General features: G+C 69.0%; 22 protein-coding genes and 1 pseudogene. 9 read left to right on the forward strand and 14 right to left on the reverse strand.

What is annotated here, in order from left to right:
* The first annotated feature begins 44 nt into the window (after positions 1 to 44).
* Positions 45 to 1,523 carry a peptide deformylase gene (locus ACODT5_RS02555; RefSeq protein WP_422517509.1) on the forward strand — a complete coding sequence of 493 codons (1,479 nt, stop codon included), beginning with the start codon at positions 45 to 47 and terminating at the stop codon, positions 1,521 to 1,523.
* A 360-nt stretch (positions 1,524 to 1,883) separates the two neighbouring features.
* On the opposite strand, the gene ACODT5_RS02560 is transcribed toward ACODT5_RS02555, so the two are convergent.
* Together ACODT5_RS02560 and ACODT5_RS02565 are read right to left on the reverse strand one after the other, a co-directional pair.
* Positions 1,884 to 2,930, reverse strand: a complete 1,047-nt coding sequence (locus ACODT5_RS02560) for a phosphotransferase enzyme family protein (RefSeq protein ID WP_422517510.1) — start codon at positions 2,928 to 2,930, stop codon at positions 1,884 to 1,886.
* 13 nt (positions 2,931 to 2,943) lie between these two features.
* Complete coding sequence (locus tag ACODT5_RS02565) at positions 2,944 to 3,147, reverse strand: hypothetical protein (RefSeq protein ID WP_422517511.1); 204 nt, start codon at positions 3,145 to 3,147, stop codon at positions 2,944 to 2,946.
* Positions 3,148 to 3,650: 503 nt separating this feature from the next.
* Here ACODT5_RS02565 and ACODT5_RS02570 point away from each other — a divergent pair.
* The 8 genes from ACODT5_RS02570 to ACODT5_RS02605 all read left to right on the forward strand — a co-directional run bounded on the left by ACODT5_RS02570 (position 3,651) and on the right by ACODT5_RS02605 (position 12,883).
* Positions 3,651 to 4,796, forward strand: coding sequence for an aldo/keto reductase (locus tag ACODT5_RS02570; RefSeq protein ID WP_422517512.1), 1,146 nt, complete (start codon positions 3,651 to 3,653; stop codon positions 4,794 to 4,796).
* Between the two features lie 32 nt (positions 4,797 to 4,828).
* A complete protein-coding gene (locus tag ACODT5_RS02575; RefSeq protein ID WP_422517513.1) occupies positions 4,829 to 6,076 on the forward strand; it encodes a class I SAM-dependent methyltransferase in 1,248 nt (415 codons plus the stop codon).
* Between the two features lie 127 nt (positions 6,077 to 6,203).
* Positions 6,204 to 6,923 (forward strand): uracil-DNA glycosylase family protein, encoded by a 720-nt coding sequence (locus ACODT5_RS02580; protein WP_422517514.1) that lies wholly within the window; start codon positions 6,204 to 6,206, stop codon positions 6,921 to 6,923.
* Positions 6,924 to 7,015: 92 nt separating this feature from the next.
* The gene (locus tag ACODT5_RS02585) at positions 7,016 to 7,792 is read left to right on the forward strand and encodes a nucleoside 2-deoxyribosyltransferase (RefSeq protein WP_422517515.1); all 777 of its coding nucleotides are present in this window, start codon (positions 7,016 to 7,018) and stop codon (positions 7,790 to 7,792) included.
* A 165-nt stretch (positions 7,793 to 7,957) separates the two neighbouring features.
* Positions 7,958 to 9,742: an AMP-binding protein gene (locus ACODT5_RS02590; protein ID WP_422517516.1), complete on the forward strand. Its 1,785-nt coding sequence runs from the start codon at positions 7,958 to 7,960 to the stop codon at positions 9,740 to 9,742.
* Positions 9,739 to 10,875 carry a beta-ketoacyl synthase N-terminal-like domain-containing protein gene (locus ACODT5_RS02595; RefSeq protein ID WP_422517517.1) on the forward strand — a complete coding sequence of 379 codons (1,137 nt, stop codon included), beginning with the start codon at positions 9,739 to 9,741 and terminating at the stop codon, positions 10,873 to 10,875. Before ACODT5_RS02590 ends, ACODT5_RS02595 begins: the two co-directional genes overlap by 4 nt.
* Positions 10,872 to 11,840 carry a beta-ketoacyl synthase N-terminal-like domain-containing protein gene (locus tag ACODT5_RS02600; RefSeq protein WP_422517518.1) on the forward strand — a complete coding sequence of 323 codons (969 nt, stop codon included), beginning with the start codon at positions 10,872 to 10,874 and terminating at the stop codon, positions 11,838 to 11,840. The genes ACODT5_RS02595 and ACODT5_RS02600 overlap by 4 nt, the downstream gene beginning before the upstream one ends.
* Positions 11,841 to 11,881: 41 nt before the next feature.
* Positions 11,882 to 12,883 carry an alpha/beta fold hydrolase gene (locus tag ACODT5_RS02605; protein WP_422517519.1) on the forward strand — a complete coding sequence of 334 codons (1,002 nt, stop codon included), beginning with the start codon at positions 11,882 to 11,884 and terminating at the stop codon, positions 12,881 to 12,883.
* Positions 12,884 to 12,959: 76 nt separating this feature from the next.
* Here the strand turns inward: ACODT5_RS02605 and ACODT5_RS02610 are convergent, their stop codons facing one another.
* The 12 genes and pseudogenes from ACODT5_RS02610 to ACODT5_RS02665 form a co-directional block, all read right to left on the reverse strand.
* Complete coding sequence (locus ACODT5_RS02610; RefSeq protein WP_422517520.1) at positions 12,960 to 13,349, reverse strand: hypothetical protein; 390 nt, start codon at positions 13,347 to 13,349, stop codon at positions 12,960 to 12,962.
* A gap of 438 nt (positions 13,350 to 13,787) precedes the next feature.
* Positions 13,788 to 14,090, reverse strand: a pseudogene (locus ACODT5_RS02615) (hypothetical protein); the annotation flags it as partial.
* Positions 14,091 to 14,203: 113 nt separating this feature from the next.
* A complete protein-coding gene (locus tag ACODT5_RS02620) occupies positions 14,204 to 14,725 on the reverse strand; it encodes an NUDIX hydrolase (protein ID WP_422517521.1) in 522 nt (173 codons plus the stop codon).
* Between the two features lie 412 nt (positions 14,726 to 15,137).
* A complete protein-coding gene (locus tag ACODT5_RS02625; protein WP_422517522.1) occupies positions 15,138 to 15,617 on the reverse strand; it encodes a PPC domain-containing DNA-binding protein in 480 nt (159 codons plus the stop codon).
* Positions 15,617 to 16,615, reverse strand: a complete 999-nt coding sequence (locus ACODT5_RS02630; protein WP_422517523.1) for an asparaginase — start codon at positions 16,613 to 16,615, stop codon at positions 15,617 to 15,619. Before ACODT5_RS02630 ends, ACODT5_RS02625 begins: the two co-directional genes overlap by 1 nt.
* Before the next feature lie 72 nt (positions 16,616 to 16,687).
* Positions 16,688 to 18,226: a hypothetical protein gene (locus tag ACODT5_RS02635; protein ID WP_422517524.1), complete on the reverse strand. Its 1,539-nt coding sequence runs from the start codon at positions 18,224 to 18,226 to the stop codon at positions 16,688 to 16,690.
* A complete protein-coding gene (locus ACODT5_RS02640; protein WP_422517525.1) occupies positions 18,223 to 18,450 on the reverse strand; it encodes a hypothetical protein in 228 nt (75 codons plus the stop codon). The genes ACODT5_RS02635 and ACODT5_RS02640 overlap by 4 nt, the downstream gene beginning before the upstream one ends.
* 65 nt (positions 18,451 to 18,515) lie before the next feature.
* Positions 18,516 to 19,043, reverse strand: coding sequence for a hypothetical protein (locus tag ACODT5_RS02645; protein WP_422517526.1), 528 nt, complete (start codon positions 19,041 to 19,043; stop codon positions 18,516 to 18,518).
* A complete protein-coding gene (locus ACODT5_RS02650) occupies positions 19,040 to 19,651 on the reverse strand; it encodes a hypothetical protein (protein ID WP_422517527.1) in 612 nt (203 codons plus the stop codon). Before ACODT5_RS02650 ends, ACODT5_RS02645 begins: the two co-directional genes overlap by 4 nt.
* A 17-nt stretch (positions 19,652 to 19,668) precedes the next feature.
* Complete coding sequence (locus ACODT5_RS02655) at positions 19,669 to 20,517, reverse strand: SAM-dependent methyltransferase (RefSeq protein WP_422517528.1); 849 nt, start codon at positions 20,515 to 20,517, stop codon at positions 19,669 to 19,671.
* Positions 20,514 to 21,041 carry a helix-turn-helix domain-containing protein gene (locus tag ACODT5_RS02660; protein ID WP_422517529.1) on the reverse strand — a complete coding sequence of 176 codons (528 nt, stop codon included), beginning with the start codon at positions 21,039 to 21,041 and terminating at the stop codon, positions 20,514 to 20,516. The genes ACODT5_RS02655 and ACODT5_RS02660 overlap by 4 nt, the downstream gene beginning before the upstream one ends.
* 71 nt (positions 21,042 to 21,112) lie before the next feature.
* Positions 21,113 to 22,333, reverse strand: a complete 1,221-nt coding sequence (locus ACODT5_RS02665) for an MFS transporter (protein ID WP_422517530.1) — start codon at positions 22,331 to 22,333, stop codon at positions 21,113 to 21,115.
* Positions 22,334 to 22,404 lie beyond the last annotated feature (71 nt).

Here is a 22,404-nt window from a genome sequence, read left to right on the forward strand (position 1 = left end):
GACTCACTCACGCTCACGTTCAACTCACCAAGGCGGGGGACTACATGGGGCACCGACCCGGGCGTGAGTCGTTCGCGGCCACGCTGAAGCACTTCCGCACGATCCGTGGCTATTCGGGGGCCGCGCTGGCCCGAAGGCTTGGCATCGACCCCTCCTACGTCAGCCACCTGGAGGCCGGACGGGAACGAGGAAGCTCCGACCTGATCCGCCGCATGGACAAGGAACTTGAAGCCGCCGGCGCCGTGTGGCAAGCCTGGCAGGAGGACGACGGGGACCCCGTGCCTTCCGATGCTCCTGACGAGACACCCACCTCCGCCGGAGTTCTCGTCATGGAGGACGAGGCCGACCTGACCTACGACGACGGCCTCTACCAGCTGCGGATGCGACGGCTGCTGCGCAACACCGGCAGCGAACCGGTCACCCGCTACCTGGTCCGCATCGCCGTCGACCGCTATCCCGGCGAACCGGAGCGTTCCAACGCCCTCTACCGCGCGCGGCCACTGACCTGGGAGGAACTGCGACTGGTCGCCCACTGTGGGGGCGAGCCGATGAGCTGGACGGCCAAACACGACCGGGACGCCTTCAAGGAGGTCTGGCTGACCTTCGCGAACGACCGGGCGCGTTTCCCCCTCTATCCCGGCCAGGAGGCCGAGATCATCTACTCGTACTCCGTCAGCGCAGACAAGTGGGGCCCGTGGTTTCAGCGAGCCGTCCGCGGGCCGACGCGCGAACTCAGCGTGACCCTCACTTTCCCTGCTGCCCTTGAACCCGTCGTCTGGGGGACCGAGACGTCCCTCACCGCCGATTTCGCACCCTTGCGCACACCTCCCGAGCGCCGCACGGACGGTGACCGGACGGTCTTCTCGTGGAGCACCCGGGATCCCCAACTTCACGCCCGCTACCGCCTGGAATGGCGGTTCAAGACCCCTCACACCACAGAGAGCGAGCCCGAGTCCGTGAACCCCACATCCCCGAGCACCGCCATGGCCAGCGCCGGCATCATCCAGGACGGTGATCCTCTGCTCCACGCCGTCGCACGGTCCTTCGACCTCCCCGGCGAGGCCGAGGAAGCGCAGCGCGTAGTGAGTGGGCTCCTCGAAGCCATCGACCGTGTCCGGCGCCTTCACACGTTCGGGAAGGGCATGGGGATCGCCGCCTGCCAGATCGGAAACGACCGGGCCGTCGCCGTCGTCATCCCACCGGACCCTGAAGCCGAGCCGATCGTCCTCCTCAACCCCGTCATCGCCGAGACCGCGGCCCAAACCGATGAGCAGTACGAGGGCTGCCTCAGCTACTTCGACGTGCGCGGCCTCGTACCCAGGCCCCTGAGCGTCGTAATCGCCCACACCAGTCTCGACGGAACCCGCCGTCTCACCCGGTACGAACAAGGACTCGCCCGGCTCGTCCTCCACGAGGTCGACCACCTCTATGGGTTGCTCTACCGCGACCGCATGCTCCCCGGCACCGCGCCGATCCCCGTCGAGGAGTACCGGGGAACCGGCCAGACCTGGAACTACCAATGATCGTGACCAGCTAGGTCGGGCTGACGAGTTGGTCGATAGTGTCCGGCCTGGGCAGCTGCCGCTCACGGCGTGTCGCGGACGCAGGCCCGGTACGTGGGTGGCGATGGTCGCCTCGGTCGGACCGTAGGCGTTGGCGACCTGGCGCCGGTCGATCCAGTGGCGGAATCGGGCCGGGTCCAGTGCCGGGCCTCCGACGACGAGCAGCCGGAGCTCGGGCAGCGTCACCTCCGGTAGGGCCGCGAGCACCGGGCCGGATGCCCTGACCGCGCGGTACTCGACGGGGTGGGCGTCGCCAGCCTGGCACGGAGATCCGGTGGTGTGCGCACGTAGAGAGCTACGCCGGCCATGGGGGTCATGAAGTCAGCGAAGAGCGTCACGCAGGGCCTCCTCCAAGACAGGTAGCTGGTCCAGCAGCATCAGATCGGCCTCGTGCCGCGCCGTGGCGTAGGACTCAAGTGCGGCGTCGACGATGTGCGGACGTTTCACTGGTGCCGAGAACGGAAACGTCGAGCAGAGCACGGCTGCACAGCCCACACGGAGCGAGGACACGAGGTCGTCCGCCGACACCTTGGGATTGGCGTCCCGGTAGGCCAGGGTGAGATCGGTGTATCCGGTGAGCCAGCCCTCCACACCGTTGGCCAGCACGCTGCTGGGGTCACAGCCCAGACGCGCGATTTCCCAGGCGAGGTACCCGGGTGTGGGCGGTCGGAAGTCCACGAATGCGGCGGCAGCGTCGTCCTTCAACAAGACGTTGGGGCCGGACAGGTCGCCGTGCAGGACCTGGACCGTCAGCGGGGGAAGCGAAGCAAGGATGCGCTCGACGCCACCGAAGAGCGCTTGCCGTTCACGCGTCGCCTGCAGCGACCATGCCTCGAACTCTCCAAGCCTGGGCTTGCTCTGGAACGCGTGAATCAGACCCTCATAGCTGTCTCGTGCGGTAGCCACGTCACACACCGCGGCACCAGGTTCCAGGGTCGGTGCGGCGGCGGGGTGAGCGGCGAGTCGACTGTGGAGTCGGCCCATCGCTGTGCCGACTGCTGCCCACCGTGCGCTCCTCAGGCCGCCTTCGGCGGTCGCGGTGTGCGGCACGTACGACCACAGGGACATCGGAAGGCGACCGCGGGTCTCGATGAGTTCGTCCTCGCACGTGCGGGTTGCCCGCGCGGTCGCGACGCCTCCGTCGGCGCAGTACTCGGACAGCTCCACCGATGCCCGCTCGAGATCCAAGTGATCCCGAGTGCGGTAGACCTTGGCGAAGTGCTGGCGGCCCGCCTGGTCCACGACGGCGTAGTTGTCCGTCGCGGTGCCCTCCGGGATACGCGTGATGTCTGCCGGGTTTAGTCCGTACGCGCGCACCAGCGTGCCGGTGACCGCCATGATCTGCTCTTGCGCAACGGGTTCACGCACTGACGGCTCCACGTCACACCTCTTCCGGCACTGCGTCGGTCGCACGCTGCTCACCAGGGCATTCCGGCAAGGCGTCACGTACGGGCCACGGGACAACCAGGCGGCAATGCTCCCTGTCCAGAACGTCGCCGGCGGGCACCTGATCGTCGCGCGTGCCCGCCGGATGCACCGTCAGGACCGGGGCGACGTGCTGGTCGACGATCGCAGTCACAGTCACGGGTAAGGGCTCCTCGGGGAGTGAAACCAGAGCTTCGGAGACCGGGTCACCACAGGGTTCCTGACGTTCGAAGCCCCGGGGGGCTATGCGCGGATGGGGGACAGAGGAGAGGCCCGGCACGTGGCACGGCCGGTTCGTCTTGACCACTGGGGAGCCGATCGCAAGCCTGCCCTGCCGGCATCAGTCGGGCCAGGTGCACGGGGGCTCATAACGAGGGTCATTCAGTTCCGCCTTCCACCACGTGGCGTGTAGCCCCAAACCCGGTTATTTCCGGGCTAATTGCTGGTAGGCGGGCCGTCTCCTCGTGGGAATGACCCCCGGGATGAGCCGGTGGGCGGCTGGATTTCCCGTTCGGACAAGTGCGACGGTGAGAGCGGGGCTGACAAGAGCCGTGCTCCGCCCCACTTCTCTCCAGATTCCCCAGGCCACTGCCTCGTCGCTGTGCTGCACCACGGCGAGCCGAGCCGGCGCCCTATTCCTTCGCGATGAGAGCGAGCCCCGTCGTGACCGCTTCACACCTGGCCCGGCGACGCCTGGTCGCCGGATGGGACGAGCACCCTCTCGGCGTCGGTTGCCGGCCCATCGGGGGGCCGGCAGCCAACCTGGGCCACGCCGCGGGATGGGCCCATGTGGACGACGACTGCGCCGTTGATGCCCTCCTGCGCGCCCGCGAAGAGGGAGCGACTGTCTTCGACACCTCGGACGTCTACGGTCTCGGGCATTCCCAGAGGCTGCTGGGCCGCATGCTTGCCCAGGTACCCCGCGAAAGCATCAGCATCACCAGCACGGTCGGCGCTTTCAGGGGCACCAGCGTCAACGCCTACCGCTCCTTGAGCCTGCACGGGCAGGTGGAGCAGAGCCTTGAGAACCTCGGCGTGGAATCGCTGGATGTCCTGACGCTGCACCACACCGACTTCGGCCCTCGCGATCAGTTCCTCCCGGAGGCGCGGGAGACGCTGGAGGCCCTGCGTGACCTTGGCAGGGTCAAGGCGCTCGGGATGAGGGCGCCGAACCGGCTGGCTGCGGGTACCGAGACCCCGGGCGACCGGAACCAGGTGAGCGCGGCCCGGTTCGCGTTCCTCGTCCAGCAGTTCGACGCCAAGGTCATCGCCATCTCCTGCAACCCCCTCAGCCGACCCCCCGAGCACAAGGCCGCCGATTGCGGCGAGGAGGAGGAGGACGTCTTCAGTTTCGCCCGTCGCCACGGCGTCGCCACCATGATTACCGAGCCGCTGGGGCTGGGCCTGCTCACCGGAAAATACCGTCCGGGCACGGCCTTCGGCCCCGGAGACGTCCGCTCCCGCCTCACCGCGCCGGTCCTGGACGCCGTCCAGCGAGGCCTGCAGCCCCTGCGGGACCGATTCGGATCCACCCCGCAAGACCTCGCCCGGGTCGCTCTCCTGTACTGCCTCCGACGCTGCCCGGACTCGATCGTTCTGACCGGATTCACCAGTCCACAGCAGGTGGCCCTGAACTACCAGGGCCTCAAGACTGCGCTGAGCGAACCGGACTACGAGTTCGTCGACGCCGCATACGCGGCCATACGCGCCGAGCTGGAGGAGGTAAGCCAGCCCCGCTCCAGCGAGGCGGCGTCCGTGCCGTGCATTCCCGGGGCAGGCCAGCCTGCCCACGTCCCCGAGGAGCGATGACGCCCCGTGCGCGCCTCAAAGGGGGAGACCCCGTGAACCCGGACAGCACCTACTGGATGAAATACGCCATCGGCCTCGCACAAGAGACGCCACAGCCAGGCCGGCGGGTCGGCGCCGCGCTCGTCTCCGAACGCGGCCGGCTGATCTGCTCCGCCTTCGAGGGCGAAGTGCACGGCGCGTCCTGGATCCGCATTCTGCGGCGCAGAGTCCATGAACTCGGAGTATCCAGCGCGCACAGCGTCTACCTGACGATCAACACCCTGTCGGCGGACCGGTCGTTCGAGCTGGCCGAGCTCCTGGAGGACGTGCGGATCGACAAGATGTACATCGGTCTGCCGGACCCCGCGCTGACGAGCTACCTCGATGGCGATCCCGTCACCGAGCGAGGCCATGTACTCCGCTTCCCCGACTACCTGCAGCGCGAGATCCTGAAGCAGAACCGAGACCTCTACGCGGCGAGCGAGCAGAGCATCGAGTGCAACCCCCACTACTCCACCCATCGCATCAGCGAAGCCGTCGCCACCAGGCTGAGGTCGATGGGATTCGAGCTGACCAGGGAGGATGTCAACGCGAACAGGGGGAGGGTTGCCCTCGCCTCGCTCATCTGCCACAGGTACGGGATCGAGTACAAAGAGGCCGATCGCGCCGTGGGCGACGCACTGGCCGAAGCGTTCGACGCGAAGTACGGCACCTATGACTACGCGTACGACGCTCGCGCCGCCAACGTGGGCTGGGCCGACGACTTCATGTCGGTGTACCGGAGGTCGTCCACAAGGACTCTGCCCGCCGTCACCATCCTCAACGTCGGCGTCGGTGCCGGCCACGAAGCAGCAGCTCTGTTCTCCGACTGCCCGCGGATCACCTTTGCCGATATCGCGGAAAGCGGCCTTGCAAACATAAGCGGACGCATTCCTTCGGCGAGAACTGTCGTCTCCAGTGCTGAAGACCTGTCCGTCCTGCCGGACGACAGTTTCGATCTGTATGTCTCATTGAGGACGTACAACTCGTCGTTCTTCGACACGTCCGCCGCGGCCTCGGAGGCGCACAGAGTCCTGAAGCCCGGTGCGGTGATTATCGTCTCCGTGGCCAACGGATTTCTGTATACTCAGCGGCGCTGCGTCGTGCCGGGACTGATCATTCCCGGCACTGAATTCGTTGACATCTACCGTGGGATGGAAACAGCGAACCTGGTCGGCGCGGGGCTCGAGTCTGCTGGATTTAAAGATCCCCGCATGTTTCCAACAAGTACCGAGATTTACCTGTCGGCTGTCGCCGTCTAACGCTTCCACCGGCCTCCGGCCGGCCACGGTCGCGGCGTCCCATCAGTACTGCGGGAAGGCTGGATCGCAGACTGCCGGGGGCGACCGGACGGCCCAGAGGGAGCAGCGTGAAGGAAGGACTTCTGCAATGAACGGGCGAACGACTGTTGCCGATCGGATCCTGCGGTTCAACGAGGGACTCGCGGAGACGGCGCTCGAACTGCCTCCCGGATTCAGGGTCGTCAACCCGTTCAGCGGCCCCCAGCAGGAGCGCGTCCGCGGGGTGACGGCCGCGTTCTACCGCAAGTACTACGACGACGACAGGCCCCGCCGTCTGGTCCTGGGGAGCTCACCTGCCCGGCGGGGCACAGCCGTGACCGGGGTCCCGTTCGAAGACGCCGAGTTCCTCGAAAGCGACACGGGAGTCGACGTCGCTGACGGCTATGCGGTGAGCAGGCCCTCCGCCGGGTTCCTGCAGGACGTCATCGCGCGCTACGGGGGCCGGACAAGGTTCTACGCCGACTTCATCATGAGCTTTGTGTGCCCTCTCGGCCTGGTGAGAACGAACCCCCGGGGAAGAGAGGTCAACTGCAACTTCTATGAGAATAAGAAGCTGCTGGAGCGCCTCAACTCCTTCCTCATGGACACCCTGGAGTGCCAGCTGGCATTCGGAATTGACACCTCTGTGTGCTACTGCATCGGCAGCGGTGAGAACTTCAAATTCCTCACGAAGGTGAACGAGGGTCAGCGCTTCTTCAAAAAGATCGTGCCCTTGGCGCACCCGCGCTTCATCACGCAATACAACGGCGGGCGAACGGAAGAATTCGCCGAAAAGTACCTCAGTGCTCTGCGCGGAGAAGGCGATTAACCGCCGCGCCCTCGCAGCGCATTCCTCGGCTGACTTCCCGAAGGCCGAGGGCCCCTACGCGCCGGATCGAGAAGAAGGAGAACAGCACAGTGGTGACAGAAGGCAGGATATTGGTCCACTTCGGCTCGGAACGCGTCAGCGTCTACCGCTTCCAGAGCGGAGAGCTGAGGCTGCTCACGAGGGAGCAGCTTCCGTTCGGAGCCGGCCTGGCCGGCGAGACGCTGGCGGACAGCGTTGGCGAGTTCTGCGCCGGGCTCAAGGAGTTCACCGAGGTCGTTGACAACAAGAGCACGCGAGTGCACGCCACCGGGGTCTTCCAGCAGCTCCCACAGCCGGAAGCGGCCGCGCTGGTCAACAGCGTCTACGTCGACACGGGCCTCTACTTCAACATCGTGGGGCCCGAGCTGGAGCGGTTCTACCTGGACACAAGCATGTCCGCAGGCGGTTCGAACGACATGGTGGAAGGCCTGATCCGGCGCGAGTTCCGGACGGCTGTCGTCTGCGGCAGTTTCCAGCAGTCCCTGGGGTACATCGGGGACACCATCGCCCAACTGCGCGAAACCGGCACCGAGGTGCTCAGCCCCCGCAGCACCAGGATCAAGCCGGAAACCGCGGGCACCGACTTCATCCTCTTCGACTATCAGGACTCGCTGAAGAACCACCGCGACACGTGGCGGCACAAGTACGAGCACCTGGACGCGTTCCGGCAAGCCGACGCTGTCGTCGTGTGCAACCCGGGCGGTCGCGTCGGAAGCGGCACCGTCTTCGAGCTCGGCTTCATGGCCGGACTGTCCAAGAGGGTCATCTTCACGGAGGAGCCCGCGGGCGTGTCGGTCTCCTTCCCCTGCGAGGTGGGCCTGGGTTCCTGACCCCACCCGCTGGGGGCTGCCGCATCCCACCCCGTTTCCGCATCCCCGACCGCATCGCGTCTCGGTGAACGGCGCAGTCCCCGGAAGCAGGTCGCCTGCCCGTCCTCGCTCTGTCCACCCCGATCCCGCTTCTCGGCTACGAAGATATGGAAAGGACCCTCGCCGGTGGAACACATCGACATAGTGCGCGACAGGCTGCGAGAGATCGTGGCGTCTGTCCTGGAGATGGACAAGGAAGCCATCAAGCCTGGTGCCCAGTTCTATGAGGAACTCGGCATGAGCTCCTTGGAGAAAGTCGAGATCGTGGTCGCGATCGAGCGCGAGCTCGGAGCCCTGTCCGCCCAGGAAGCGGCAGCCCTCACCAGTCTGGACGCCGCAGTGGCCGTGCTCGGCGAGCGGGCGAGGAGCCTCCAGGGGGTCGACCTGATCGACCGCCTGGTGACGGGCCATGTCTCTGCCGGCCGGGGTGACCGGGCCAGCTACCTCGACCCCCACTCCGGGGAGATCACCTACGCGGGCCTTCTCGAGGCAGCACGCGGGTACGCGGGCGCCCTGCGGGCAGCAGAGGTACCCGAGTGCACCCGCGGCCTCCTGGTCGCCGACGACTCCGTGGCGACCGTGGTCGCCGTCCTCGGCCTGTGGTGGCACGGCTGCGTCCCTGTGGTGATCAGCCCGATGCTCACGGACGACGAAGTCCGCTACATCGCCGCAGACTGCGCCGCCGCGATGGTCCACCTCGACGCAGCACCCAAGCGGCAACGTGCCCTGGAGGAGCTGTTCGCGACGACAACCCGGTTCGCCGGCTCTGACGTCCGCGCTGCTCTGGCGACGGCCGAGCCCGGACCCGCACGACGCCCGGAGGAGGCTGGGGCTCCGGCCGCATGGAGCACGGGGCGTGAGGCGCTCGTGCAGTACACCTCCGGAAGCACCGGCATGCCCAAGGGGGTGCGCCACTCGGCAGGCGCGATCGCGGCCATGGCCGACGGAATCGGCACGGTCCTGGCACTGACCCCCGAGGACACCGTTCTGTCCACCGCGAGGATGTCCTTCGGCTACGGATTCGGCAACAGCGTCCTGTGCCCCCTGGCGGCCGGCGCCCGCGTCGCGCTCATCAGCGGCACCGTCGACGTCCACTCCCTCGCCGCCTCGCTGCAGCGCCACCAGCCCACCGTGCTGTTCTCCGTCCCGCGGCTGTACGCGGCGCTGCTGAACGCCTCTGGGCCGGCGCTCGCCTCCGACTGCGTCGACTCCGTGCGGCTGTGCGTAGCGGCGGGCGAGAACCTGCCCGGTCCGCTCAGCCAGCGGATCCGCGCCGCCTTCCAGGCTGAGCTGCTCAACGGCCTCGGCGCGACCGAGGTGCTCTACACCGTCGTCGGCACCCCGCCAGGGGAGGACCGCCCGGGAACGTTCGGGGTGCCGGTGCCCGGAATCACCGCGACCGTCCGCGCCGCGGACGGCACGCCCGTCGCCGATGGGCAGGAGGGCCGTCTGCACATCGCCGGCCCGACCGTCGCCCTGGGCTACGTCGGCCGGCCGGAGGCCGCAGCGGCGACCTTCGCCGACGGCGGTGCGTACACCGGCGACGTGGTGCGCCGTGCGCCGGACGGCACGTTCACCCATCTCTGCCGAGCTGATGACCTGCTCAACCTGGGTGGCTACAAGGTCTATCCGCGTGAGATCGAGAGCGTCATCCGCGGTGTCGAAGGGGTCCAGGACTGCGTGGTGGTCGGCGGCCGCGACGCCGACGGCCTGGAGCAGGCCGCGGCGTACCTGGTGGCCCGGCCGGGGTCCGACGAGGCCGTGGTGCGGCGTACGGTGATCGCCGCGATCCGTGGCGGTCTTGCCGCCTACAAGCGGCCCGCCCAGCTGGAGTTCCTCGACGAGCTCCCGACCACGTCGACCGGCAAGCTGGCCGCCTTCGAGCTGCGGAAGGCGGCTACACAACCGTGACCTGGGACATTACGGGCATGGCCGCCGTCGCCAACATCGGCGCCAGCCCCCAGGAGATCTTCGCCGCGTTGTGCGCGGGCCAGGAGAGCCGCAAGCCCCTGAAGGCGTTCGACCCGGACAAGTACAGGGCGGCCTACGCCTACGAGATCGACGACCGGCCCGAGGGCGGCGGCGATATACCGCGGCGTGCCACCCGCTGGCTCACCACCGTGGCCCGTCAGGCAGCCGCTGACGCGGGCCTGGGCGAGGACCTGTCCCAGGTACCCGTGCTGGTCGGGACCACCATGCGCGAGCAGCGCAGTCTTGAACTGTGGTGGCGTGACCACGCGGAAGTCGGCCTCGAAGATCTGCACTTCGGCACCGCCCTGAAGGCGGCCTTCGGGGCGTCCACCACGTACACCTTCGCCAACGCCTGCTCCGCCTCGCTGTACGCGCTCGGGATGGCCACCGACATGATCGAGGCCGGCATGGCCGACACGGTCGTCGTCGCGGGCACCGACGCCGCAACCGAGAGTGGCTTCGGCACGCTCGACCGGGTGCAGAACGGCATCCCCGACGCACTGCGCCCCTTCGATGCCACGCACAAGGGCATGCTGATGGGTGAGGGCGCGGCAGCTGTCGTCGTCCAGCGCGCCAGCACCGGGAAGGGGCCCGTGCACGCCCGGGTGCGCGGTGTGTCCATGAGCTGCGACGCTCACCACGCCACCGCGCCCGACCCCGACGGCATCACCCGTGCGGTGCTGGACGCCTACACCAGAGCAGGGGTGCGGGCCCGCGACATCGACCTGGTGATGCTGCACGGCAGCGGCACCCCCCGCAACGACCTGACGGAGTCGAGCGTCCTGAGCCGCATCTTCCAGGGCGCCGGAACCGGTCCGCGGATGACCGCCATCAAGGCGATGACCGGCCACACCCTGGGCGGCTCGGGACTGCTCAGCCTCCTGATGGCGGTGCTCGCCATGAAAGAGGGGACGGTACCCCCAGTCCTGGGACTCACCGACCCGATCCCCGAGGCCGCAGGACTGGGCCTGGTGCAGGGCGCTCCCGCATCCGGCGACCTGGCCATCGCTCAGATCAACGCGTTCGGCTTCGGAGGCATCAACGCCGTCGCGATCGTGGAGACAGCGCGATGAGCGCGACGAGCACCGCACACACGAGGATCCCGAACGCCCGGAAGGTCGTCGTCACGGGCATCGGACTAGCGCTCCCAGGTGTCGCGACGTACGGCGACCTCCTCGGACCGCTGCCCGGTGAGGGCGGCTTCGACCCGGCGACCGGGCTCAGCGGACGCGAGCTCCGCCACAAGGACCGTGCGTCCCGGCTCGCCCTGCGGGCCGCCGGGTTCGCCCTCCACGATGCGGGTCTGACCGATGCCGACGCGACGTTCACGGGCGTGGCTGATGCGACCGCGGTCGTGGTCAGCACCAACCTGGGCAACGTGGACAGCGTCTGCGAAGCCACCGACACGATCGCCAGGGAAGGCGCCAGGGGCCTCAGCCCCTTGGGTCTGCCACAGAACTCAAGCAATGTCATCGCCGGCTGGGTGGCCATCCGCTACGGGCTGCGCGGCCCCAACCTCACCGTCTGCAACGGCGTCACGAGCGGTCTGGATGCCGTGTCCTGGGCCCGGAACCTCATCGTGGCCGGACGTGCCGAAGCAGCCGTCGTCGTCGGAGTCGAACCAGCCAACGACGTGGTGACGAAGGTCCTCGGCGAGCAGTCCACCGACGCGGCGGTCTCGATCGTCCTTGAATCAGCGACCGCAGCCGCTTCCCGTGGCGCACGGCCGCGCGCGACGATCGCCGGGTACGCACGGGCCCGGGATCTCGCCGCGGCGTTGGCCTCCGCCGGTGTGACCGAGGAGAAGGCTGTCGGACTGTGGCTCGTGGACGCGGCGGGTGCCGGGTCGGGCCAGCTGCTCGCAGCCACTCGCCGGATCGATCTGGAAGCCCAGCTGGGCCCGCTGTCGGGAGCACTGGGCATCCTGCAATGCGCCGCCGCGGCTGCGCATCTGGAGAGCTCCGCCACCGGGAACGTGCTCGCCACGGCTGGAGGCCCTCCCCACGACGCGACCGGTTCTCTTCTGCTGACCCCGTGACCGCCCATTCGTCCATCCACGCAGGAGCGAGGGGAACACCCATGACCGCTGCGCCCGTGACCATCGAGGAGCTCCGCGCTCTGATAGCCGGCGTACTGGAGATCGAACCCGGGGAGGTCACCGACGAGGCACGCTTCACCGACGAGCTCGAGATCGACTCGCTGCTGATGCTCGAGCTCTCAACCCGCGTGGAGAACGCGTTCGACGTCCCGGAGAACACCGTGGTCATCAGCGGTGCCAAGACCCTCGCTGAGCTGCACGCCTTCGTCGTCCCGAAGCTCGTCGGCGAGACGTCTGCCGGCCCGGTCATCCGCCCGAGGCCGCTGAGCGACCCGGTGGCGCGCCTGTTCATGTTCCACCACGCCGGCGGCTCACACCTGCTCTACCGGGGCTGGGCGGAGCATTTCCCGCAGGACTGGGAACTCTGTCTCCTGGAAGCCCCCGGCCGAGGCCGGCTGCAGACACTGCCGCTGATCGACGACTGCGATCGGCTGGTCGACTACTTCCACACCGCCATCGCTCCACTGCTTGACCGGCCCTTCGGGTTCTTCGGCCACAGCATGGGCGCACTCATCGCCTACCAGCTCGCCCGCCGACTTCACCACGAGGGGGACCCGCTCCCCAGCTGGCTGGGTATCTCCGCCTACGGCGCCCCGCGAGGTGAGGCTGAAGCTGCCGGCCGCCCTCACCTGATGTCGGACGACGAACTGCGCGGCTGGCTGCGGAGCGTGGGCGGCAGCCCACCGCAGCTCCTCGACGACGACACCGTCTGGCGCGAGTTCGCCCCGGTGTTCCGTAGCGACTTCAAACTCGTGGACACCTGGGCTCCTCCCCGCAACCCCGAGCCGCTGCCCGTTCCACTCTCGGTGTTCGGGGGCCGCAGCGACAGGCTGATCGGTGAGGACCGTCTGCTCTCCTGGCGAGCGTTCACGACGCATTTCCGCGGACTCGAGAGGTACGAGGGCGACCACTTCTACCTGATGAACCACCGGCAACCTCTCGCCGTTGCCATAGCGGCCGCGATGCGTTCCGCCGCTCCTTGAGCTCGCTTTCACCACCATGCCATGCACTAGGTGATCAAGTTCAAGGGGTGCCTGCGGAGGGTGCGGGGGTGGACGCTCAGGCGTCGGGGTCGACTTCGGGGTGCGTGAACCGCACGGGCTTGCCGAGCGACCGGGCGTAGGCGATTTCGGCTCGGGTGCTGTCTCCGATGTAGTCGCCGACTACGAGCACGTCATCAGCGAGCAGGATCTTCGACCGGTGCAGCTCGTCGAGTCGAACTTTCAGCGCCTCGGCCTCGACGGGATCGGACCAAAGCTCATGCGGGGACTTCAGGTCGCAACCCGGCTTGACGACGATCCTTCCGGCTTTTGTCTCCCGCAGATCGGCCTCGTTCATCTCGGCCATGAAACGGGTGGAGCCGCAGATCGCGACGATACCCGGGAAGTTCAGCTGCTTCTTCGCATCGGCGAGCTTCTCCTCGGGGGTGATCAGTTGCGGGGATGACACTGGAATCCTCCTGGTGGTGCGGCCCGAGGGGAGCCTGCGGAGACGAGAACGAAGGCGTCCAAGATCGTCTTATGGTGAACGTCGGTGGACGCGCTCGCGCCAGCACCCTATGCGACGAGCATCTCGACCTGGCGCCGTGGCGCCCGCCGGCCGGCCTTACGCCCCGCCTGAGCGATGCCGAACCGGTCACCCTCGCCACGAAGGGCCGGCATCGGTCACCGCGTAGACCGCCTCGAACAACCGCTTCGCGTGGCGGCGGGCCGCGGTGTCGGCCTTTTCGGCCGGTCCTCCTGCGTGCGCTGGTGGTGGTGCCGGGCCGGCTCGGGTACTGCCACAACCAGGCAGCCGCGGAACGTGGTCGCCGGCCAGCACGTCGTACTGGACGAGGCTGTGGTACTCGGACCCGAAGGGCGCTGACGAGGACGTCGTCGCCCTGGTTCAGCAGCTCGGACGTACGCGCGGGCTGGTCGCACTGCATGTAGCGGGTGCGCCTGGCAGATCCCACCGAACGAGGGACGCGCAATCCAAAGACCCCATTGACGGAGCGCCACCACCAGCGATCTCGCGGTCGTTGGTGCCCGATGTTGTCGCCACGGCGGGTGGGATGCCGGTCCAGCGGCGGGAGAGGGTGGCTCGGTCGTGTGCCAGGTGGCGTGCCGGGCGAGCCAGCAAGGGAGGGCTCCCTCTGCCGGGCAGGTAGCGGTCGTACGCCTGCCAGAGGGCGATCCGGGCCTCCTGGACGAGGTCGTCGTGGCAGACGGGGACGTGGCCGTGCGCCTGGTCCTGGGAGGAGCGCGGCCGCCGCGCCCAGAGGGTGGGGGCGGCGGTGGTGGGTCAGGCGGACGGGGCGGCGATCATCTGGCGAGCTGGTCCACTCGAAGTAGGTCGTCGGGGCTGATGTGGATCGCGGCGATGTTGGCGAGCCACTGCATCCACACCGGCTCGATGCCGGGCGCAGCCTCGAACTCGGCGTCTGTGATGTGTTCCTGGGCGTAGGCGACCGTCCGGTCTGCCAACTCCTGTAGAGCGTCGGGAGCGATCCAGCGGACGTTCTTCGTCTCGCGGGCGCTCGGGATGAGATCGCCGGTGACGGTGGCCTGGTAGATGGTCCAGTCGTGGCCGGTGCCGCGTGCGCCGGGCAGGCGGCGGCATCGGTTGTCCCGCCAGCATCCGGTGACGTGGGTGAGGCCGGTGACGGTGAGGCCGAGTTCTTCCTCGACTTCGGCGTAGGCGGCGTCCTCGGCGGTCCCGTGGTCGTCGATGTGGCCGGCGGCGGGTGCCGTGCCGGGTGGGAAGGTGGCGCGGTCGAACATCAGGTAGCGGCCCTGGTGATCGGTGATGACGATGCCGACCGAGGTGTTGTCGCAGGTCTTCATGGTCCCGTTCCTGGTGGGTTCTGGAGGTCAGGCGGCTGTTCGCGCGGCACGGATGATGCGGGTGCCCACGGCGCGTCTGTGCTCGCAGTCGCAGACCACGCGTCGCCCGGAGTGGACGGTGCATCCGCGGTGGCAGCGCTGGACGGCGGTGACGAGGGTGGGGCGCGCGGGCCGGGCGAGGCTGACCCTGCCGGTGACGGCGGGGAGCCCGTTCCAGGTGGTTTGGACTGACAGGCCTCGGCGCTGCAACTCGGCGATCATGCCGTCCTCGGCTGGTGGTCGACGAGTGGGCTTTCCCCTCCTCACTGCCAAGGGCGGGATGACGACGAGACGGTACTGGCCGGCTCACGGAGGGGAGGCGGGAACCGGCGCGGAGGCTGTCGCGCCGAGCTGGGGGTGGAGCCGGCCGGGGTCACAGGATCTCGGCCTTGGGGTGTGGGGCGAAGGCCAGGGTCGGGACGGCGTGTGGTCCGCACAGCGGTCGCAGCATCCGGGGGGAGAGAACCTCCTGAAGGAACATCTCCTGGATGAACTGCACCTCCGCCCGCAGCAGATGAGACACATTCCCCGAAGCCGCGAGGTCCTTGCGTCCGACCGCGACATGGATGTGCGGGGCGAGAGCGTCGTTCTCCGGGCTCCAGGCGAGCGTGGCGGAGCCGACCGCTTCCACCGTGTGCAGGACCGTCTCGTCCCATACAGGAGCTTCCGGGTCTTCCAGCGGGCCGTTCGTCCCCACCAGGCTCACCTGCCGGAACCCGCCGAGGAACATCGGGATGATCGCCTGCCGGATCCCCATCTCCGCGCAGAAACCGGTCAGCTCCGCGACGAAGTCGTCGCCGTCATCGAAGGCCAGCGCGAAGTTGCGCCCCATCGTCAGTTCCGTGTGCCGCATCAGCCACGCCCCTCCACGGTCGTCCCGGCGGGTGCGAAAGTGGCGAGGATCGTGTCGCGGTGGGCGCCGCTGCGCAGCAGGACTGTCAGCAGATGGCGGGCTTTGTGCGGGTCCAGGTGCCCGGCCCCGATCAGACCCCGCTCCAACAGGTCCTTTTCCGAGCCGTCGAATCCGTACGTGTGCGTGAGGGTGGTGCCGCCACCGGTGCGGGAGGCGAGGACGATCGGGATCCGCTGAGCGGCCTCCTGGAGGAGGGGAACCCAGGGCGCGGGCACGTGACCGACTCCGAAGCCGGCGATGACCATGCCGTCGACCTGCTCAAGGAGCAGCGCCAGCAGCATGCCGTCGTCGCCGAGGGACGCGGGGTATACGCCGACGCGGGCCGGGCGGGTCATCGCCGCGGAGAGGGGGAGGGGTTTGTGCGCGGGGATCGCAAGGAGCCGCAGGCGGCCTTCGGCCACGGTGCCCAGGGGGCCGGTGTCGGGTGCGGTGAACGCGTTCGTGCTGGTGCTGTGAGTCTTGCGGACCCTCGCGGCGTCGAAGATCTGGTCATTGAAGACGACCAGGACGCCCAGGCCGCGGGCCAGGGGGCTCGCCGCGACGGTGACGGAGGCGAGCAGGTTGGCCGGTCCGTCGGCTCCGGCCAGGTAGGGGGCGCGCATCGCGCCCGTGATGATCAGAGGCGTCTCGCCCGCGTACAGCAGGCTCAGCAGGTATGACGTCTCCTCCAAGGTGTCGGTCCCCTGGGCCACGACGAAGCCGTCGAAAGTGCGCTGACCGTCCATGGCCCGCAGCTGGCCGGCGAGCTCCTCGATCTCGTCGAACGTCAGGGACGCGCCCGGTTTGGTCGTGAACGACTGCGTCTTGACGACGATGCCGGTGCCGGCCAGTTGCGGCACGGCAGCGGCCAGGTCCTGCGCGCTCAGCGTGGGCTGCGCCGCGCCCTCCGCGGTGGTGGGGGTCATCGTGATGGTGCCGCCGAGGCTGATCACGAGCACAGTGGGAGGAGGGGAACTTGGCTTCGTCAACGCACATTCCTCGGATCGCGGCTGGAGCAGGGTGAGTTGAGCTTATCGGCCGCCATTTGGGCTGCCCAGCCTGCCGATGAACCGCAGGGTCTGGTCGAGTGCCTTGAGGGTGAGAAGGCGGCTGCGGGGACGCAGCATGCTGGTGAGCCCTTCCTCGGCGAGGCCCTGGCAGCGGCCGGTCAACCAGGTCCAGTCCAGGCCGAGGTAGTCGGCCAGGGCCTGCAGCCGTGCCGCCGGCGTCGGCCCGTCGACCAGGCTGTGGGCCCGCGCGTGGCCGATCACCTCCTGGTAGGGAGCCACCTCCCGTCGCGCGCTGGTAGTGGCGACCCGCCAGACGGATTCTTCGCGTACCCAGTTCGCCAGGATGGCCTGGTTGCGTGCCAGGACGAACCCCTCAACCTCTTGGTACTCCTGCTCCGTGCTCAGCCACACCTTGACCCCGTACATCTCCATCATGGCAATCGTGAGGAACAGAAGAATTCGCTCATAAATCTCGCTTGATCGAACGACGGACTCTGGGACGCAAAACGCGCGACCAAGTGGGCTTCCTGGTCCCGCGAAGCGATCGGCGACGTTCTGCAAGTAGTCGTGTTTGTGCCTGAACAGCAACCATGGTGCGCATTCCTCCCCGGTGGCTTCGCGGGTCCAGAACGCCGGCACCTCGGGAAGGTCACCGAGATGGCGGACGATGTACTGGGCGCAGAGACTGGAGCCCAGCCACGCGGCGCCGATGGGGGAGAGGTCGGGCATCTCGGATCGCGGCGGCGCCGAGTTGCTGATCCTGACGTAGTGCCGAAGCTGCTCGGCACGGTCGGAGAGCGGATTGTCATCCGCCAGCAGACCGTCGTCCACGACGTACAGCGCCCAGATGATCGCGTAGACCAGGTCGTCCAGCTGGTAGGCGAGCGGTACACGCGGGTCCTGGCCCACGAAGAGGTTCTGGCGGGCGAGCGCGGCGTCAATCACGTACAGGCCGGACCCGCCGGCGGCACCGGGGGAGGCCAGAATCACGCCCCTGCGCGAGGAGCGGACGAAGGTCTCCAGGTGGGGGAGGTCTGCGGAGCTGATCTCCATGACGTCGCCGCGGGGCTCAGCTTCATAGATCTGCACGCCGATCGAGGTGCCGTCGAAGTTCCGTCCGCCGGCAAGCTCCCAGCTGCCGAAGATTCCGGCGTCCGGTTCGCCGGGGACGTGCCGGGACGTGGGCCAGGTGTAGTCCAGGGTCCGTACCGCGGTGCGCGTCCTTCGGTCCAGCGTGCGGGGGCGGACGATGTCGCGTACGGGGACGAGCCGGAAGAGGGCCTCGACCTTCTTGCCGAAATAGGCCTCGAGGATGGTGCGCAGTTCTCCGCGGGGGATGTGGGTGCCGGCCAGCCACCGTTTGTAGGTAGCCGTGGAAGGCCGGACCCTGGCGAGTCGCGGCTCTTGTAATGCTTTCGCGGCGTTTTCGGCCATGATCGGCCAGAGGACCCGAAGCTTGTTCGGTGAAGCACAGTTGAGCTCTGGAGCGTCCAGCAGGTGGTACAGGAGCGGCACGACGGTCCGGGCCCGTGACTCCCGTGGCTCCTCTGGGTGCGTCATGTCGTCCTCCCTGATGTCCCCAGCGCCGCAAGGCTGCTCGTGGGGTGTTCGTTCGCTGCTTCGGTGTGCCCGCGGTCCGCGAGCTGGTAGCCGGTCCGCGCCCAGCGGGCAGGCAGGCGGACCAGGGCCGCGGCAGCGGTGAACAGCACCGTGGCCGCGTGCCACACGGTCAGGGCGCGGCTGGGCAGGCGGATGAATCTCGTGCCGGAGCCGGGCATCGTCATGCCACCACGCCAAGGTGGCCTTCGCGAAGCCCTCTTCGTGACCGGCGCTCCGGCGATCGGGGCGTTCAGGAGGTGCGCAGTGCATCGGCGAGCGTCCACGGGTCCAGAAGCACGCCGGAGCCGTCCGGTGGCACAGCCCAGGTCCGCGGCGGGACTCCCGCCTGACCGGGCTCGGGACACCGCAGGATCTCCTGTGCAGCGCCCGTGAGCAGGGCTCCGCCCGGGATGTCTCGGCCGTCCCGCATGCCGGGGTGGACAAGGAAGATCCAGACGTGCCCGGCGTCAAGGACCGGAGAGGGCGGCACCTCCCAGTCCCGGAGCAATTCCGCAGCCGTCGCCGCAGCCGCCGTGGGGACGCGGACGACGGCCAGTGCGCGGCCGAGCGGGATGTCGGCGAGAGGTCCGCGGGCCCACGGGTTGCAGCTCCAGTTCGGCTGGGGGTAGCCGGCCTGCTCGGCCAGCCAGAGGGCCCCTGGGGAGAACGAGGCGACTCCCGCTCCGGGCGCGCGCCGTGCCGGTGTGCCGCCGGATCCCGGGGCCGGCGTCGTGAGCTGTCGACCCGGCGCCTTGGCACGGAGTGGGGTCGTGGTCATGAGGTGGCTCCCGGGTCCAGTTCGAGGGAGACCAGGTTGGGGAGGGTATTCACGGTCTCACCGGTGGGTGGCGTCAGGTGGCCGCTCCCGTAGGCCCAGCCGACGATCTTGTTCCAGGCTTCGTTCGGGGCCAGGCCGGCCGCGATGCGCAGGCGGCGCGTCCCGGCAGCGACGTCCGCGGGACTGCGCTTCAGGCGGTCAGGGAGGTCCCCGGAGGACACGCCGTCCACGACCAGCTGCAGGATCCGCCGCGGCAAATCACCCAGGTCTGTCGGCGGCACCGGGGCGGGGGTCAGCAAGCCGCTGGAGTACGCGTAGTCGAGGAGCTTCGGGAGCTGGACGCGCACAGAGGAGTAGCCCGTGCCCATGTGCACGCCGAAGGCCCTCGCGTACACCGACCTCAGGAGAGCCGAGGCCTCCTGCTGGCGAATACCGAGGAATCCGGCAGCATCCGCAACCGTCCGCCCCTCACCGAGCAGGCCGAGGAGCTCCACCCCGGCCGGGGTGAACCCGACACCCGCACCGGTTCGCGCCGCCGGCACCGGCGGTCCGGACGGTGGCCTCAGGTCTCGGCGCCGGGCGGCCCGCATCACCTTCAGCGATTCCAAACCAGTAGATCCTGTGCTCACGGCAGCCTCCCGGCCGGCTTGATGGCGATCCCCGCGTACGCGGCCGACGCCTGCTCAGGGCCAGCGTGGTCGGGGTGATCTGTATGCCAGCGGGCCACCGCCTGGATCCCCGGCCCCTGCTGAATCCAGCCACCGAACATCCCGGCCACCGCGAGGTACGGGCGCGGCAGGTAGGTGATGTCTGCTGCTTCGTACAGGGACGTGAGCTGGGACATCACCTCCTGCTGCCCGAAGTCGCTGGTGGGATGGGTGATCGACAGGGCGCTGCCCGTGGGGAGCCATGCCCTCAACGCGGCGAGGGCCGGGTCGAGGACCTGGTCGGGGACCCACGTCAGGACGTCGTGGGCGAAGACCACGACGGGCATGTCCCGGCGCAGTGCGCCGCGGGTGATCTCGCCGAGATCGTCGAGGAGGTCGGGCAGGTTTCGGAGGTCAGCGAGGACGTGGTGCACGCCTTCCGCCCCGAAGGCCAGGGCCCGCGCGTGGGAGAAGGCGAGGCGGTCGGCCTCGACGTAGACGACGGGGACGCCAGGGTGGCGTGGGTGGACGAGGCGGTGGATGTCCGGGTTGCGGCTGTCAGGGGAGGGGTAGCCGCAACCCAGGTCGAGGAACTGCCGGAATCCGAGCCGGGCGAAGTAGCGGGCAGTCAGGGTCCGATGGACACGGCCGATCCGCGCGGCCGCCTCGAGTCCGTCGAACGCTGTCAGGAGCTGATCTTTGAGGTCGGTGTCGGCGTCGTAGGCGTCGCGGTGGCCGCCGACGAGCAGGTGGGCGATCCGGCTGGCGGACGGTCGGCGCAGCGTGTCGTCGTTGAGGGGGGCGGCCCCGTAGTCGGGGGTGGTCATGGGGTCCGCTTCCGGGGTGACACGGGGCGGGCCGCATTCACCGGGTGGCCCGTCACGGTGCCGGCGGGCTGTGTGGGGCCGAGGAGGCCCAGGGTGTGGCCGAGCCCGACGAGGTGCGCGCTGTCGCTGGCCCGCATCGCGTACACGAGCTTGCGGGTGCGGGCCTTGAGGGAGCTGGGGGCGATCTTCGCGGCCCGTGCGATGTCCGCGGTGGCCGAATGCTCGGCGATGGCCCGCAGCAGCAGGAGCGCCCCCGGGGACGGGGTGAACGGCTCGAAGAGCGGCGGGAGGGCCGGCGGTTTGACCAGGCCGTGCTGGAGCAGCGTGTGAGTGAGGACTGCGCGCGAGCAGCGCGACTCGCAGTGCAGGTTCGCGCGGATGCGGCGGAGGTGGGAGGTGACCGTGCTGGCGGTCACCCAGAGCTGCTCGGCGGTCTCGGCGCTCGACAGTCCTTCGACCAGGTGCTGGGCGACCGGTCTCTGCGCGGGGCTCAGGCGCGCGTTGGGGGCGGCGACGGTACTCACGTGGGAACTTCCTCTGGTTGGGCTGGTGCGGGCGGGCGAAGGGCTGGAGGTGCGCGATGGGGCTCTTCCCGTCATCCCGGTGAGTGGCGGGGAACGGTGTCGGGTAGGCGGCTGAGGTGGCGGACTGGGGAGAGCCACAGGGCGAGCGCGGCGCCGGCGAGGACGAGGGTGCCGGTGAGGAGGGTGGTCCAGACCCCGGCTGTCCCGGCGAGGACACTGGCGCCGAGCGCGGCGAGGGGGCGGCTGCCGGCTACCAGCCACGTCGCGGTCTGCTGGGTGCGGGCCCGGAGTTCGGGAGGGCATCGGAGTTGGCGGACCATCCGGACGGTTGCGGTCGCGCAGGCCGCCGCCGCGAGCTGGCACGCTCCGGCCACGGCCAGGACCGCGGGCCACCAGCCGCCGGGCCGGGCCACCAGAAGCGGTACCTCCAGCAGCGGGTACACCGCCATGCTCACGATCAGGACCCTGCCGGGCCCGTACCGGCCGGTGAGATGGGGTGAGGCGAGGGCTCCGGCCAGGTATCCGGCGCCGGACACGCCCATGATCACGCCGAGGCCGGTGGGCCCGACCTTGATCACGGTCAGCAGGTACCAGGCGGAGACCGCCGTGATGACACCGGCTCCGGCACCCGTCCCGCCCAGGCACAGGGCCAGGGGCCGCAGGATCGGGTCGCGCAGGACGTAGCGGAGCCCTTCCCTGATCTCGGTCCGGAGCGTCGTACGGCGGGCGCGGGCCGGGGCCGTGGGGTGGGCGGGGGTGAGGGAGGTGCACCAGGCCGATACGAGGTAGGAGAGGGCGTCGACGGCGAGGGCCCGGGCCGCGGTGGTGACGGCGAGGATGCCGGTACCCACGTACAGGCCGATCGCGGACGCGGCGCCCAGGACTGCTTCCTGGCGGGCGGTGGCCTGGTGGAGGAGGCCGGGATCCGACAGCTGCATGAGGATCACGCTGGCCGCGGCCTGGTGGAGGACGGTGACGGCCCCCAGGACGAGGGCAACGATGTAGAGGACGGGCATCGTCAGCACATGGAAGGCCGCGGCGGCGGGAACGGACGCGACCAGCGCGGCCGCCGCCAGATCCGTTGCGATCAGCACCGCCTTGACCCGGTAGCGGTCGACGATGGCGCCGGCGGGCAGCGCAAACACTAGATACGGGACCTGGGACAGCAGGTAGAGATGCGCAGCCTGGGTGGGGCTGGCGTGCAGGTAGATGACGGCGAGGACCGGCAGGACCACGGTGTGGACACCGGTGCCGACCAGGCTCGCAGCCTCCCCGCTCAGGTACACGGTCACCGCACGGTTTCCGCGCGCCGAGGTGGGCGACGCCACAGCCAGGAGATGGGCGCCGTGCTCGTCCCCCGCGC

This window comes from Streptomyces tatrensis, from assembly GCF_049310065.1.
Lineage (GTDB): Bacteria > Actinomycetota > Actinomycetes > Streptomycetales > Streptomycetaceae > Streptomyces.

What these genes read in the sequence shown, in the direction of transcription:
- ACODT5_RS02555 (WP_422517509.1), top strand. Translation starts at nt 45, where the DNA reads ATGGGGCACCGACCCGGGCGTGAGTCGTTCGCGGCCACGCTGAAGCAC.
- ACODT5_RS02600 (WP_422517518.1), top strand. Translation starts at nt 10,872, where the DNA reads ATGAGCGCGACGAGCACCGCACACACGAGGATCCCGAACGCCCGGAAG.
- ACODT5_RS02640 (WP_422517525.1), bottom strand. Translation starts at nt 18,450, where the DNA reads ATGACGATGCCCGGCTCCGGCACGAGATTCATCCGCCTGCCCAGCCGC.
- ACODT5_RS02625 (WP_422517522.1), bottom strand. Translation starts at nt 15,617, where the DNA reads ATGCGGCACACGGAACTGACGATGGGGCGCAACTTCGCGCTGGCCTTC.
- ACODT5_RS02620 (WP_422517521.1), bottom strand. Translation starts at nt 14,725, where the DNA reads ATGAAGACCTGCGACAACACCTCGGTCGGCATCGTCATCACCGATCAC.
- ACODT5_RS02605 (WP_422517519.1), top strand. Translation starts at nt 11,882, where the DNA reads ATGACCGCTGCGCCCGTGACCATCGAGGAGCTCCGCGCTCTGATAGCC.
- ACODT5_RS02635 (WP_422517524.1), bottom strand. Translation starts at nt 18,226, where the DNA reads ATGACGCACCCAGAGGAGCCACGGGAGTCACGGGCCCGGACCGTCGTG.
- ACODT5_RS02645 (WP_422517526.1), bottom strand. Translation starts at nt 19,043, where the DNA reads ATGACCACGACCCCACTCCGTGCCAAGGCGCCGGGTCGACAGCTCACG.
- ACODT5_RS02655 (WP_422517528.1), bottom strand. Translation starts at nt 20,517, where the DNA reads ATGACCACCCCCGACTACGGGGCCGCCCCCCTCAACGACGACACGCTG.
- ACODT5_RS02580 (WP_422517514.1), top strand. Translation starts at nt 6,204, where the DNA reads ATGAACGGGCGAACGACTGTTGCCGATCGGATCCTGCGGTTCAACGAG.